The 11,974-nt window shown below is 41.0% G+C and carries 17 protein-coding genes; 8 read left to right on the forward strand and 9 right to left on the reverse strand.

What is annotated here, in order from left to right:
• Positions 1 to 25: 25 nt before the first annotated feature.
• From V7L95_RS11080 to V7L95_RS11090, 3 genes are all read right to left on the reverse strand, one after another.
• Positions 26 to 181: a YfhD family protein gene (locus tag V7L95_RS11080; protein WP_008341997.1), complete on the reverse strand. Its 156-nt coding sequence runs from the start codon at positions 179 to 181 to the stop codon at positions 26 to 28.
• Positions 182 to 242: 61 nt separating this feature from the next.
• Positions 243 to 353: a YfhE family protein gene (locus V7L95_RS11085; protein WP_017358836.1), complete on the reverse strand. Its 111-nt coding sequence runs from the start codon at positions 351 to 353 to the stop codon at positions 243 to 245.
• Between the two features lie 52 nt (positions 354 to 405).
• Positions 406 to 1,302, reverse strand: coding sequence for a TIGR01777 family oxidoreductase (locus V7L95_RS11090; protein ID WP_024720284.1), 897 nt, complete (start codon positions 1,300 to 1,302; stop codon positions 406 to 408).
• A gap of 95 nt (positions 1,303 to 1,397) precedes the next feature.
• On the opposite strand from V7L95_RS11090, the gene recX reads away from it, so the two are divergent.
• Positions 1,398 to 2,189 (forward strand): recombination regulator RecX, encoded by a 792-nt coding sequence (gene recX, locus V7L95_RS11095; RefSeq protein ID WP_035391276.1) that lies wholly within the window; start codon positions 1,398 to 1,400, stop codon positions 2,187 to 2,189.
• A gap of 3 nt (positions 2,190 to 2,192) precedes the next feature.
• Positions 2,193 to 2,507 (forward strand): YfhH family protein, encoded by a 315-nt coding sequence (locus V7L95_RS11100; protein ID WP_017358839.1) that lies wholly within the window; start codon positions 2,193 to 2,195, stop codon positions 2,505 to 2,507.
• Positions 2,508 to 2,570: 63 nt separating this feature from the next.
• On the opposite strand, the gene V7L95_RS11105 is transcribed toward V7L95_RS11100, so the two are convergent.
• Together V7L95_RS11105 and V7L95_RS11110 are read right to left on the reverse strand one after the other, a co-directional pair.
• On the reverse strand, positions 2,571 to 2,744 hold the full coding sequence (locus tag V7L95_RS11105) for a YpzG family protein (RefSeq protein ID WP_003217811.1): 174 nt from the start codon (positions 2,742 to 2,744) through the stop codon (positions 2,571 to 2,573).
• Between the two features lie 25 nt (positions 2,745 to 2,769).
• Positions 2,770 to 2,919: a small, acid-soluble spore protein K gene (locus V7L95_RS11110; protein WP_003217849.1), complete on the reverse strand. Its 150-nt coding sequence runs from the start codon at positions 2,917 to 2,919 to the stop codon at positions 2,770 to 2,772.
• Between the two features lie 116 nt (positions 2,920 to 3,035).
• On the opposite strand from V7L95_RS11110, the gene V7L95_RS11115 reads away from it, so the two are divergent.
• The 3 genes from V7L95_RS11115 (at position 3,036) to V7L95_RS11125 (ending at position 7,275) form a co-directional block, all read left to right on the forward strand.
• Positions 3,036 to 3,308 carry a YfhJ family protein gene (locus V7L95_RS11115; RefSeq protein ID WP_017358840.1) on the forward strand — a complete coding sequence of 91 codons (273 nt, stop codon included), beginning with the start codon at positions 3,036 to 3,038 and terminating at the stop codon, positions 3,306 to 3,308.
• Positions 3,309 to 3,609: 301 nt separating this feature from the next.
• Positions 3,610 to 4,593: a glycosyltransferase family 2 protein gene (locus tag V7L95_RS11120; RefSeq protein WP_113747763.1), complete on the forward strand. Its 984-nt coding sequence runs from the start codon at positions 3,610 to 3,612 to the stop codon at positions 4,591 to 4,593.
• A gap of 87 nt (positions 4,594 to 4,680) precedes the next feature.
• Positions 4,681 to 7,275 carry a YfhO family protein gene (locus V7L95_RS11125; RefSeq protein ID WP_340966367.1) on the forward strand — a complete coding sequence of 865 codons (2,595 nt, stop codon included), beginning with the start codon at positions 4,681 to 4,683 and terminating at the stop codon, positions 7,273 to 7,275.
• 22 nt (positions 7,276 to 7,297) lie between these two features.
• Here the strand turns inward: V7L95_RS11125 and V7L95_RS11130 are convergent, their stop codons facing one another.
• A complete protein-coding gene (locus tag V7L95_RS11130; RefSeq protein WP_213406525.1) occupies positions 7,298 to 8,431 on the reverse strand; it encodes an NAD(P)/FAD-dependent oxidoreductase in 1,134 nt (377 codons plus the stop codon).
• Between the two features lie 206 nt (positions 8,432 to 8,637).
• On the opposite strand from V7L95_RS11130, the gene V7L95_RS11135 reads away from it, so the two are divergent.
• A complete protein-coding gene (locus tag V7L95_RS11135; RefSeq protein ID WP_048002698.1) occupies positions 8,638 to 9,105 on the forward strand; it encodes a DinB family protein in 468 nt (155 codons plus the stop codon).
• Between the two features lie 4 nt (positions 9,106 to 9,109).
• Here V7L95_RS11135 and V7L95_RS11140 read toward each other — a convergent pair whose 3' ends face one another.
• The 3 genes from V7L95_RS11140 to V7L95_RS11150 form a co-directional block, all read right to left on the reverse strand.
• On the reverse strand, positions 9,110 to 9,532 hold the full coding sequence (locus V7L95_RS11140; RefSeq protein WP_048002697.1) for a regulatory YrvL family protein: 423 nt from the start codon (positions 9,530 to 9,532) through the stop codon (positions 9,110 to 9,112).
• Positions 9,533 to 9,600: 68 nt separating this feature from the next.
• The gene (locus V7L95_RS11145) at positions 9,601 to 10,764 is read right to left on the reverse strand and encodes an oxalate decarboxylase family bicupin (RefSeq protein WP_048002115.1); all 1,164 of its coding nucleotides are present in this window, start codon (positions 10,762 to 10,764) and stop codon (positions 9,601 to 9,603) included.
• 94 nt (positions 10,765 to 10,858) lie between these two features.
• On the reverse strand, positions 10,859 to 11,023 hold the full coding sequence (locus V7L95_RS11150; protein WP_073415715.1) for a YvrJ family protein: 165 nt from the start codon (positions 11,021 to 11,023) through the stop codon (positions 10,859 to 10,861).
• A gap of 166 nt (positions 11,024 to 11,189) precedes the next feature.
• Between V7L95_RS11150 and V7L95_RS11155 the strand changes: the two genes are divergently transcribed.
• Together V7L95_RS11155 and rsoA are read left to right on the forward strand one after the other, a co-directional pair.
• Complete coding sequence (locus tag V7L95_RS11155; protein WP_213406526.1) at positions 11,190 to 11,792, forward strand: sigma-70 family RNA polymerase sigma factor; 603 nt, start codon at positions 11,190 to 11,192, stop codon at positions 11,790 to 11,792.
• The gene (gene rsoA, locus V7L95_RS11160; protein WP_175415450.1) at positions 11,740 to 11,961 is read left to right on the forward strand and encodes a sigma-O factor regulator RsoA; all 222 of its coding nucleotides are present in this window, start codon (positions 11,740 to 11,742) and stop codon (positions 11,959 to 11,961) included. Before V7L95_RS11155 ends, rsoA begins: the two co-directional genes overlap by 53 nt.
• Positions 11,962 to 11,974 lie beyond the last annotated feature (13 nt).

The raw sequence follows: 11,974 nt of genomic DNA on the forward strand, positions 1-11,974 counted from the left end.
CTTTTGATAAGGTCTGTTTTTTTACTTATTGTTTTTTGGCACGCTGATCGGCTGCTTTCATACGTGCCATCGCTTTTACGTCATTCGGATCTGCAAGTTCTTTGGAAAATTCAACATATTCGCCATCCGTCTCTTGTGCCGCAAGCTGGTGGTTGGATTTTTTGTGTTGGTCTTTTTTCAAAGCTTTTCCCTCCTTTACAAGATCACTTTAGTTATGTGCTTGTAAAAGAGGAATATCCGTTTTATTTGTTTCTTTTTTCTGCTGCTCTTTCCGCTTTTTTGAATTCCTGTTGATACAGAACTTCCTGGGTTTTCTTCAGTTTTGAAGTCGGCTGGTGTTCTTTTTTCTTCATCAAAATCGCCCCCTCATCTCATTTTTAATAGGATGGGTGTTTTTGACAAAATTTATTCCTCTGAATGCAAAATCGCTTCTTTTAGCTCAGGGTGCAAAAATTCATAAGAAGAAAGCAGTGCCTTTTTCGGCAGAGCACGTTGGCCTTCTAATACAAGCAATGACATGTCGCCAAGTGCGGTTTTGATAACAAAGGACGGCACCTTCAGCCAGTGAGGGCGATGAAGGGTAGATGCAATAGTTTGCCCCAGCTGCTTCATTTGAACAGGATTTGGAGATGTGACATTGAGTGGACCTGATATGTGTTCATGTTGAATGGCATACGCAATGAGATGTGCTACATCCTCCACGTGAACCCAAGATACCCATTGCGAGCCAGAGCCAATCGTTCCACCGGCAAACAGCTTGTATGGCAAGGTCATAAGAGGAAGTGTGCCTTTTTCTCCTAGCACTACCCCAAAGCGTGTATAAACCGTGCGAATACCGAGCGCCTCAATTTTTTGCCCTTCAGCTTCCCAAAGTTTAGATGTATGACTTAAAAAGTCTGTATCGGCTGGAGGGGCCTCCTCCGTAAAGTCTTCTGTCTTGGAAGTGCCGTAGATACCGACAGCACTTGCTTGAATGAGCACAGATGGTTTCGATTCCTGCGCTTCTATAATGCGTCTCACTTCTTGTGTGGATTGAATACGGCTGGAGAGAATGCCTTTTTTTGCTTTGTCCGTCCAGCGTGTGAAAATGGATTTTCCAGCAAGGTTAATCCATACATCAATCGCAGGCAATTCATGTTCAGGTTTAGCACCATCTGTCAGCCACTGCACGTAATGTAAATGATTTTGTTCGGATTCCTTTGGATTTCTTGTTAGAATATATAGATGATGTCCTTCAGCTGCGAGCACCTTTGTGACATGCTGGCCGATAAACCCGGTTCCTCCGGTAATGGCGATATTCAATTGACATCTTCTCCTCTCATATACATACCTATATCTTTCACGATTTTGAATCAGAAGAAACATCCTGACTGTTTGAAAAAAGGAGTGATCACAGGATGCCCTATATTACGAAAATCTCTGCTCAGCAAAACAATACAGAACGCGTGAACATCTTTCTTGATGAAAAGTACGCTTTTAGCGTTGATCTAGATGTGCTCGTCCAGCATGATTTGAAAAAGGGAAAAGAGCTGGACGAAGCCGATATCATAGAGATTCAATTCGGTGATGCAGTAAAAAAAGGATTTCAGCAGGCCGTCGATTATTTATCGTATCGGATGAGATCAGTGAAAGAAGTCACCGATTACTTGACGAAAAAAGACATACCAGCACCTGCTATTAGTGAAATTATACACAAATTAAAACATTATAAGTATGTAAATGATCTTGAATTTGCAGAAGCGTATGTAAGCACCCACCGAAAAACGAATAGCAAAGGCCCGTCAGTGCTAAAAAAAGAATTAAAGCTGAAAGGCATAGACGATGACACCATCGAACAAGCACTATCGCAATATCCGAATGATTTGCAGCTAGAGGAAGCAGTGAAACAAGTGCTAAAGCTGGTTAAGAAAGAGAAAAACCGGTCCGCAAAAGAAATTGAACAGCGTATCAAATTGCAGCTTCAGCGAAAAGGATTTTCATTTGATATCATTGATAAAGCCCTTCAAGAAGCCTATGATGGACAAGAAGAGGAAAAGGAAGAAGAAGCCCTTCACTATATGCTTGAGAAGGCAAAACGCAAGGTAGGTTATGACGGATCATTTGAGAAAAAAATGAAAGTGAAGCAATTCCTTTACCGAAAAGGATTTGATCTTGATACAATTGATCACGTTTTAGACAAAGGGGAATGACAGATGGAAAAACGCTATAGTGAAATGACAGAATACGAATTAAAGCAGGAGATTGCCGCTCTTTCTGAAAAAGCAAGAAAAGCTGAGCAGCTAGGCATTGTGAATGAATATGCCGTGTTGGAGCGGAAAATTGACATGGCGAAAGCCTATTTATTAGATCCAGCTGCTATTCAGACCAAAACGACTTATCACATCAAAGATACAGACGAGCTGTTTTATGTGGAGTATTTAAATGGTGTTTTTGCTTGGGGCTACAGAGTATCAGCGCCAAATAAAGAAGATGCCCTGCCGATTTCAATGCTTACGCAAAAGGACTGATTAATAGCCATTTGCCTGACGTAAAAAGTAAAAGGACTGATCTCTAGAGATCAGTCCTTTTCTTTACTTCGAACGTTGTTTACGTACGTTGTTCTGAAGTACGATGTCGTGCTGCGTTTGCTGCGTTTCTCCGTTGACCTGAGAGGCAGAATGTTTAGCATTCGCCCATGGTTGAGGGTAAGCGGTTGTTCTTAATTGAACAAAGTCTTCCATATACGATTTCCCATTTGAACTCATATCTCAAGCACTCCCTTTGGAAAAATTAGCGTTTCCCTGATGCCCTCATACGTTCCTGTGGACGTGTATTCGTCTCACCGTTCGGCCTTTTAGACGCATAAGCATCTGTGGCCCCTGGTTCGCCTTCAAACTTGTGATTCACTTGATTTGGAAAGCCCTTTGCTTTATTACGCATACTGATTCCCTCCAAACAATACAAATCATTTGCGTCTTTTGAAGACGTAAGGGTAGTATATGAAAAAAGAGATTTTTTTAAAAAGGCACTTTCTGCTAGATGAAGGAGGAACCAGTATGGAACAATATTTTGAGCGATTAACCGAACAACTAATGGAAAAAAACAATATGCTCACATATGAAGAAGCACGTACATGGGTAGAGCTCCTTTGGAGTGATTTTGAAACAACCTATGCAAAGGCTGGCCGCAAATATAAAGGACAGGAAACGACTGAACGGATTGTCCAAGAATGGATCGAAAGCTATGGTGCTCAGCTGCATTTATTTCAAAATAAACAATCGAAGGCAAATGAGCATTTGCAACAAAACAACAAAGGGCTACTGCATTAAAAGGGTTGCCCTTTTCACTTCTACTCATCTTTTTCAATAAACAGGAAAATATATAAATAACTAAACAATTTTATGAAACAATACCCAGTCTGTGATCAAAATTACAGGCTTTTTACAATGGATAAACTTAAAATTACATTAAATTCATGTTGGTGAAAATCACTGGAAATAAAACTCTGATATAATGTAACGATTAAGGATACATGAAATTTATGGATAATAAAAAAGGGTTTCGTTTTCTGACAAAAAAGGAATAATGAACATAACAGACTATGTGAAAAAAGTGAAGAGAAGGTGCGATATGGAACGGGAACTGCTCTCTGTTATAATTCCTTCTTACAATGAAGGTGAAAACATCAGACGAATCTTTGAGGCACTCGAGGAAGAGTTTCGCGATTTTCATTATGACTTTGAAATCATCTTTGTGAATGATGGAAGCAAAGACAATACGCTTCAATACATGAGAGAGCTCTCTCACAAAAGTGCAAAAGTCAAATACATTTCCTTTTCTCGTAACTTTGGGAAAGAAGCTGCAATTTTAGCAGGTCTTGAGCATGCAAAAGGGGAAGCTGCGATCATTATGGACGCCGACCTGCAGCACCCAACGTATTTGATTCAGGATTTTGTTAGAGGCTACGAAGAAGGTTATCATCAAGTCATTGCCAAACGAAACCGTAAAGGGGACAGCAAGCTTCGTTCTTACCTATCATCGATGTATTATAAAGTGATGAACAAGGTGGTCGAAGTGGACTTGCGTGATGGTGTAGGAGATTTCCGCTTAATTTCCCGTAAAGCGATCGACGCATTGCTTCAGCTGAAAGAGGGAAATCGTTTTTCAAAAGGCCTTTTTTGCTGGATTGGCTTTGAAGAAAAGGTCATCTATTATGAAAATGTGGAAAGACAGCATGGTGATACAAAATGGTCACTGAAGAAATTATTTAACTACGGGATTGATGGTGTCATTTCCTTTAACAACCGCCCGCTGCGTATTTGTTTTTATACGGGTATTTTGATCTTATTTCTCTCTTTGATTTACATCGTGGCGACCTTTATTCAAATCGTCAGAACGGGCATCATGGTACCGGGTTATTTCACTTTAATCTCAGCTGTGCTTTTCCTCGGTGGTGTCCAGCTCTTGAGTCTAGGTGTGATTGGAGAATACATTGGCCGAATTTACTATGAAACGAAAAAGAGGCCGCATTACTTAATTCAAGAATCAAATGTCATGGAACAAGAGACAAGCTCAAAAGAACAAGACCGAGTGTTAACGCAGTTATTTAAATAACGTGGAGTCAAATAACCGGCAAGCACGAATCGCTTGCTGGGTTGTTTTGTTTCAAAGAACAGTGGATCTTTTGGAGAAAGGATTTAGATGATGAAACGTAGATGGATACTCATTGGGATGTGCCTCATTCTTGCTTTATTAGGACACTCCTTTTTCTTATATGAATATACGCAAGGCCGATATATGACAGGAGATGGGGATGGCATTTCGCAAATGCTCCCGTTTAAAAAGCTGCTGTATGATGAATACGTCAAAGGAAACTTCTTTTATTCCTATCAATTTGGTCTAGGCGGCGGTACATATACGCAATTAGGTTATTATTTTACAACGTCGATGGTCTTTATGGTCACAGTCGCTGTCGTCTGGCTGTTGAATGCGCTTCACCTTATACAGTCAACAGACATTCACTTTTGGGCAAATGCAGTTATCTGGCTGAGTGTGATCAAGCTGACAGTCATTCTGTTCATCGCATATCGTGTGCTCCTTTCGATTGTGCAGCATAGGCTGGGGGCGCTGACAGGTGCCGGTATTTACGGACTGTCTATTGTGTACTTTCGGCATCAAACGTTTTGGGAGTTTTTCACCGACAGCATGATGTGGCTTCCGCTGCTTGTGCTTGGGGTTGAACGTATTTTCAAAACAGGCAAGCCAGCATGGTTTATTGCGGCTTGCAGTCTCATGCTGATCAATAACTTTTACTTTGCTTACATTCACTTTATCTTTTTAGCCATTTATCTCGTCTTCAGATATATGATTAAGCTTCAAAGCGAGGAGCGAGGCTGGAAGGTGTTCTGGACCCTTGCGATCTCTACGTTGTTATCGTTTGGGATCAGTGCTGCCTTTTTTATCCCGTCTGTTTACGGCTTTCTCAATAATGTAAGACCGCCGTATGAACAGGCAATTCCTTGGTTCGAGCTGCATGATCATCTGCTGTTTACAAGCAGGGTGTATTTATTGCCGGTCATCTTTCTGATTTGTCTGTTTCTCGTTCCGCTATACCGGAACAGATGGTTTTTCATGTTCACATCGATCAGTGTTCTGCTGATCATTTTTCACTACAGTCCAAAGATGGCGAGCGTGTTTAATGGTTTTTCTGCACCGCAGTACAGATTTGAATACATTCTTGCTTTTACAGTCGGAGCAGTCGTAGCCATCACCATCAAGCATTTCTCGCAAATTGAGTGGAAGTGGAAAAAACGTGCGGTTTTAGGCGCTTGGATTGTATTCCTTCTCGCAGTCGCCCTTTCAGAACGAGCAAAGGGAAATATGGATGTTGTTGTATTTACCGGAATAGGACTACTTGTGATCAGCTTGTTCTTCCTCTCGATACATGCGGGGAAACGTCTGCACCTTCGTCTCTTTTCAGCTGTGCTCATCGTTGTGAGCTTACTGACAGCAGGCGTGTATCAGCAGGGCTACTTATTTGAAAGAAGCAATATTAAGAGCGTATCAGATACGTATCTGAATAGTGAGGCGTATGCTGGACATGAGCAAATGAAGCTCATTCAGCAGATTCAAAGCCGCTCAAAAGAAGATCCGCTTGCCCGGATTGATTGGATGAACGGCGTGCGCAACAACACCCCGTTATTTGAAGGCTTTCAAGGCATGAGTGCGTATTCAAGTATATTGAATCAGCATCTGCTCCATTTCTACTGGAATGACCTGCAAATTGATATGGGACGGGAAAGTGTCAGCCGGTATGCAACAATGGGGGACAGGGCGAATTTATACAGTCTGACCTACGGGAAGTATTATATGAGAGACAAATCGATGTCTTTCTCACCGCCGGTTTATTTTAAGCCCATATTGGAAAGCGAACATTATGAAGTGTATGAAAATACACGTCCGCTCCCATTTGCAAGAACAACGAGTACCGTCTATTCAGAAAAGTCACTAGAGCATGCGTCAGCACTTGATAAAGAACATGCGATGTTGCAAGGTGTGATCTTAAACAAAAAAGGAAATGCTGAAATCGACCAATCGGCTGATCGAATAAAGGATACAAACATTCATACTGAACAAGCGGTATACGAAAATGGCGTGCTTGATGTATACGGAAAAACGGGCGGGCTGAATATCACCCTTCCAGATGATATCGCTCGCGTGGGGGATGTGTATGTGAGCTTTTATGTGAAGCGGACCGACCGTAACGAAGGGTTTCAGTTATCTGTGGATGACTACGTCACATCACGCAAAAGCAATACGTCTATCTACAAAACAGGCGTTAATGACGTGACGATCCGAGTCCCTGCGGAAAAAATCCTTTCCATACGAGTGCCAAAAGGGACGTATGAGCTGAGTCAATTAAAGCTGTATCATGAGCCTTACCGCACCCTTGCGCGGGCATATGAAAAAGAAAAACAGGATGATGGCAGCCAGCAGGTGAAACTTAAAAATAACCGCTTTACGATTTCTTATGAGAACAAGCGCGGCGATGATTATATGATTCTGCCTGTTCCATATGAAAAAGGCTGGGAGCTCACGGTGAACGGCCATCAAACCGATATTGAACAAGCCAATTATGCGTTTATCGGTTTTCCAATAGAAAAAGGCAAAAACGAGATCGTGCTAACCTACTATCCGCCTTATATCAGAATTCTCGCATTGATTTCACTCGTCAGTTTGATCGTTGCGATTTTATATGCACGGAGAAAAAACAAGAAACACCACTTTTCAGCATAAGTGGTGTTTTTTATCTTTCATCTCATACGTAAGTTTCTTCATCCCATTCAATCGTGTATTCGTTCATTTTTTTATCAATATCGTTTTGAATACTCATGTGCTGAAATAGCGCATTCAATTCTTCTGTCCTCTTTCTTCGATCCTTTTCATAATAATAGAACGCATCTCGATAATCATGATCCCTTAGCATCTTTGCTATGAGCATGGCATCTTCTAGACTATACGATGCTCCTTGACCAACAAAAGGGTTCGCCGTATGTACCGCATCACCTACAAGAACAACACGTCCTTTTGACCACACAGGAAAATCCTTTATTTCATAGATACTTCTTGGAAAGAACATGTTTGTATGATCGATGATGTCAGAAAGGTGTTTAGGAATGTTCCAATGTTCCATTTGTTTATATAATAACTGTCGGATGGTTTCTTGATTGGCTTTCTCAAAATGTTTTGTAGGTAACTTCTCAGGACACTGAGAGAAAGCTTGCCATAAAATATTCATTTTATTTGTTGGATGCGCTTTCCCAAAAATGAATTGAAAGTTTCCGTCATTGTAAAAATAACTTGTTGCCTCATCCAATACAAAATCCTTCACAAACGATACTCCTTGTAGTCCCCAAAAACCGCTATAGTCTAATTTAGCATTAAACGCAATAGCCTCTCTTGTTTTCGAAAAAGTTCCATCTGCTCCTATTACAATATCACCTGTTATCTCAGTTTCATCTTCAAAAAGAACCTGAACGGTATGAGGCTGCTTTTTGATTGAGATTAATTTTTTGTTGTATTTCACTTCTATTCCTTGACGGTGAACTTCTTTTAAAAGTGATTTGATGATTTGGTCTCTCATGACGTTCAGTAAAGGAGCATCATAATATTTTTCACTATAATTGTGAAAGATCGCTTCTACTTCATTTTCACTGTTTATTTGCTGGATCTTCTTTATCACGGTTGCATTTGCTATCACTTCATTTTTACACCCGATTTCATCCAAAATCTTTACCCCATTCGGAGACAGTAAAAAACCTGCTCCTGTTTCTAATTCTTCATCTGACCTGCTTTCATAAATCGTACTTTCCATTCCAGCCTTTTTTAAAAATAAAGCAGTAGCCAATCCTGCTACACCACTGCCGATAATGATCACATTTTGAGATTTCATTATTTTCCCTCCTATTTTATAAACAGACCGGTCGGTTTATTTTAGTGCAAAAAAATAAGCTTTTTCATATAGGACAGCGTATCACAATTCCCCCTCTTCATTTGGTAATTAAAGTATATGATAATATGTTATAAATGATTTCGCAAGAATGAAACTAACCAATTTCTGATCAACTTTTTTTAAAAACATGAAGGGGATAACAAAACATGAACAAAGACACCGTGATAAAACACTATGAACACACCCTTGAATGGGTGCAGTCACTAACGGAAGTAACAGAAGAAGAATGGCGTAGCGCCATTGCTGATGGAAAGTGGAGCATTGCTGAGATCATCGCACATTTCGTTCCATGGGATGAATTTATTTTAGACGATCGCCTAAAGGGATTTTGGAACAATAAAGCGTTACCTCAGGCACCTGATGTGCATGAAATGAACCGGCAGTCAGCCGAAAGAGCAAGAAAGGAAGAGAGAAGCGAGACGATCGGGCGATTTATTGCTGTTAGAACAAAATTGCTTCAAGAAATGAAGAAAATAGAAGCATCTCGCTGGACTACACCCTTTCTGATCGGTCAAACCGAGCTGACGTTATCAAGTTATTTTCAAAGTTTGATTAAACATGATCTCCATCATATGGAGCAGATTAAAAAAGTACTCTCTACAGAAAGACGATAGAGCGTCACGAAGCTTCTTTCTCAAATGGAAACGTCGCATAATCAAACAAAAAATGAAATAACCAAAGACTTAGCGCAAAGAGAATTTCTTCAGAAGTAGTCAGCAAAATGCCGTCAACCAATTCATCTGATAAGTAGACAGCACCCCAAATAAACAAAAGGTGAAATAAGACGGCATAGAAAACGATGGATCGTTTTTTAGACCGACACTTACGAACAAACCGCATGAGCACGTGTTCCAGATGTTCAAAAGAGATCCCAAGTACAACATAGATGCCCATAAACAGAATCAACGATAAAACCGATTGATAAAAAGCACCCGTCAAATGAAAGAACAGTACACAAAACAACAAAAATATGTAACAGACAGCTGACGCCGCCATGAGCCATTTCAGCCCTTGCCATAAAGCGTGAACAGATTGCTGCATGGGTAAACAACACTCCTTTACATGAAGATACCTGCAAAAAGGACAGCCTTTTTGCAGGAAGGTTGGAATTAATCCTCTTTTTTAGGGGCAGCGATGACAGGATGTTTTTCAGTATCAAGCAATTTCAAGAATTCTTCGCCTTGATCTAAATGATCCAAAACAAGCTGTTTCGGTGTGACCGCAAGCCACTGATTGAGCGAGATATCTGCATAATGATCACTCTTGAAGATTTCTAAGAAATAAAGCGGTTCGTCGCCTGTATTTTCTACATAATGCCCCATCGCAAATGGCACATAGCCAACATCTCCCGCCTGATAGTTGAAGGTTCTCGCATGTCCATCAGAAGCAAACACCGTCATTCGAGCTTTTCCAGAAATGAAATATTGCCATTCATCCGTATTTGGATGCCAGTGCAGCTCACGGATGGCACCTGGATCAACTTTCACAAGAGCTGACGCAATCGTTTTAGACGCTTTGAAATTGGTAGAATCCGCAATCCACACTTGTCCACCGCTTGACGTAATCGGCTCTTGTTTTAACAGCTCATATTTAAAGGAATTCGGAACTTCTCCTTGCTCTGTTTGCACCTTGTCACATTCAAGGGAACCAGGAATTCCTTTTTGGAAAATATACTTCTCTTTCTCTGGCAGTTTTTCAAATTGCTCCTTTGTCATTCCAAAGTTTTGGAGCACAACTTCCTCTGGCGTATGGGCAAGCCAATCAGTCACTTGGAACGTACTATTTTCCGAGAAGGAACCATCATCAAACACAAGCAAGAATTCAGCTCCCGGTTCAAGTGCTTGAATAGAATGCGGCAAGCCTGAAGGGAAGTACCATAAATCACCCTCGGTCACATCCTCTGTAAAATTGCGTCCCTCTGCATCAACCGATGTAATCCGGGCTTCCCCATAAATCATGTACGCCCATTCCGCTTCCTTATGCCAGTGCAGCTCACGAATCGCACCAGGCTTTAGCCGCATGTTCACAGAGGCAAGACTTTTAGAGATTGGCAGTTCACGCACCGTGACTTCTCTTGCGTAACCACCTTTTTCTAAACGGTTGTGCGTATCAGAAAAAGAATATTTCATGTTGGGAACCGTTCCATGATCGGTTTCTGGTGGCGTGAGCATATCTGGGTTTTGTCTGTCTCGCTCGAGATTACGTGGAATTTTGACTGTTGCTCCTTTTTCTCCTCGAATCGGCTGCGGTACCCCATTTTGCTTTTCACTCATGATAAAATCCCCTTTCAACATCGTATTGTGTGAGGTGACAAAAGGCCTTTCATTTCGCCCTCGTTTTCATAAGGTGAAACGAATCAAGAAGATGTCAATCTGATTCATCATTTTTTTGAACAGCGACCAATCGTTGGATGAGTTTGCTTAATTCATCAAACTTTCGTTCAAAACGTGTCAGCAAATAAATCGTCAAAATGGCAGGGAAACCAGCCTGACCGAGCTGCTTCAGCCATTCCTCCGAAAAAAAGGTCTCCATTTGTCTCACCTCCCAGCGGATGCTCGTCTTCCCTATAAGTGGTATGAAAGAAGAAATAGGAAATCAAAGGGGGAGAAAATGAACCATTAGACCCGTTTCACAAAGTTTACTTTTTTTAACTTTTGTCCACTTAATGCAAGTAGAGAGAACAAAGGGGAGGATGCACATGGATTATCGGCTGTTATTGAAAGCAAAATGGAAGGAAATCGTTGATCACCCGCTCATTCAGCAATTTTTAAGCAACCCTAAAAACCAGCAGCTGCTTAGGCAAGTCATGGAAGAGCCAAACGAAGAAAATGCGAAAAAACTAGATTCCGAGTTCAAACAGTTTTATCAAAAAATCCGCATCATCAAGTATATCTCCACAATGATCCGCATCTTTTCAGTCGACTTTGACAAACGAGTAAAAAAGAAGCAGCAGCGTTTTCCACTCATACTCGATCATCCTGATACACAAGAAGTGAAAGACCCTGTTCAAACAGATACGTATGAAGCGGTGCTCTTTAACCAACAAGACTTAGGGGAGCACCTCCAAGACCCAAGATTGTACAAGGCCTACCGGCAGCTCACAGACAAACAAAAAATGGTCCTCACCCAAATTTATGTCGAAGGCCAAACAATGAAAGAAATAGCCGATCAGCTAGGTGAAACAAGACAAAACATCTCAAACATTCACAAAAAAGCGCTCAACAAACTAAAAGAAGAAACAGGGGGAGATGTCCGTGCAAGAAGACAAAATCACCAATGGAGAAATAGAAGAACTCATTGAAACCTTCACACCCATGATCAAAAAGAAACTACAAAACACGGCATATCAAGAAAGAGAAGACCTCGAACAAGAACTCTATATCAAACTCATCGAAAAAGTAGACCGGCTAATTTACCAAGAAGGACCTGGCTTTTGGGAGTTTATTGTGGAATATATGACGAAGATGTAAGCACAAAAAAAGA

This window comes from Bacillus sp. PPSBB_11, from assembly GCF_038023285.1.
GTDB lineage: Bacteria > Bacillota > Bacilli > Bacillales > Bacillaceae > Bacillus > Bacillus altitudinis.

Excerpts from the sequence above, each read along its gene's own strand:
- V7L95_RS11145 (WP_048002115.1), bottom strand. The coding sequence starts at position 10,764 with ATGAGTGAAAAGCAAAATGGGGTACCGCAGCCGATTCGAGGAGAAAAA.
- V7L95_RS11150 (WP_073415715.1), bottom strand. The coding sequence starts at position 11,023 with ATGGAGACCTTTTTTTCGGAGGAATGGCTGAAGCAGCTCGGTCAGGCT.
- V7L95_RS11115 (WP_017358840.1), top strand. The coding sequence starts at position 3,036 with ATGGAACAATATTTTGAGCGATTAACCGAACAACTAATGGAAAAAAAC.
- V7L95_RS11100 (WP_017358839.1), top strand. The coding sequence starts at position 2,193 with ATGGAAAAACGCTATAGTGAAATGACAGAATACGAATTAAAGCAGGAG.
- V7L95_RS11105 (WP_003217811.1), bottom strand. The coding sequence starts at position 2,744 with ATGAGTTCAAATGGGAAATCGTATATGGAAGACTTTGTTCAATTAAGA.
- V7L95_RS11155 (WP_213406526.1), top strand. The coding sequence starts at position 11,190 with ATGGATTATCGGCTGTTATTGAAAGCAAAATGGAAGGAAATCGTTGAT.
- V7L95_RS11130 (WP_213406525.1), bottom strand. The coding sequence starts at position 8,431 with ATGAAATCTCAAAATGTGATCATTATCGGCAGTGGTGTAGCAGGATTG.
- V7L95_RS11125 (WP_340966367.1), top strand. The coding sequence starts at position 4,681 with ATGATGAAACGTAGATGGATACTCATTGGGATGTGCCTCATTCTTGCT.
- rsoA (WP_175415450.1), top strand. The coding sequence starts at position 11,740 with ATGTCCGTGCAAGAAGACAAAATCACCAATGGAGAAATAGAAGAACTC.
- V7L95_RS11140 (WP_048002697.1), bottom strand. The coding sequence starts at position 9,532 with ATGCAGCAATCTGTTCACGCTTTATGGCAAGGGCTGAAATGGCTCATG.
- V7L95_RS11110 (WP_003217849.1), bottom strand. The coding sequence starts at position 2,919 with ATGCGTAATAAAGCAAAGGGCTTTCCAAATCAAGTGAATCACAAGTTT.
- recX (WP_035391276.1), top strand. The coding sequence starts at position 1,398 with ATGCCCTATATTACGAAAATCTCTGCTCAGCAAAACAATACAGAACGC.
- V7L95_RS11120 (WP_113747763.1), top strand. The coding sequence starts at position 3,610 with ATGGAACGGGAACTGCTCTCTGTTATAATTCCTTCTTACAATGAAGGT.
- V7L95_RS11085 (WP_017358836.1), bottom strand. The coding sequence starts at position 353 with ATGAAGAAAAAAGAACACCAGCCGACTTCAAAACTGAAGAAAACCCAG.
- V7L95_RS11135 (WP_048002698.1), top strand. The coding sequence starts at position 8,638 with ATGAACAAAGACACCGTGATAAAACACTATGAACACACCCTTGAATGG.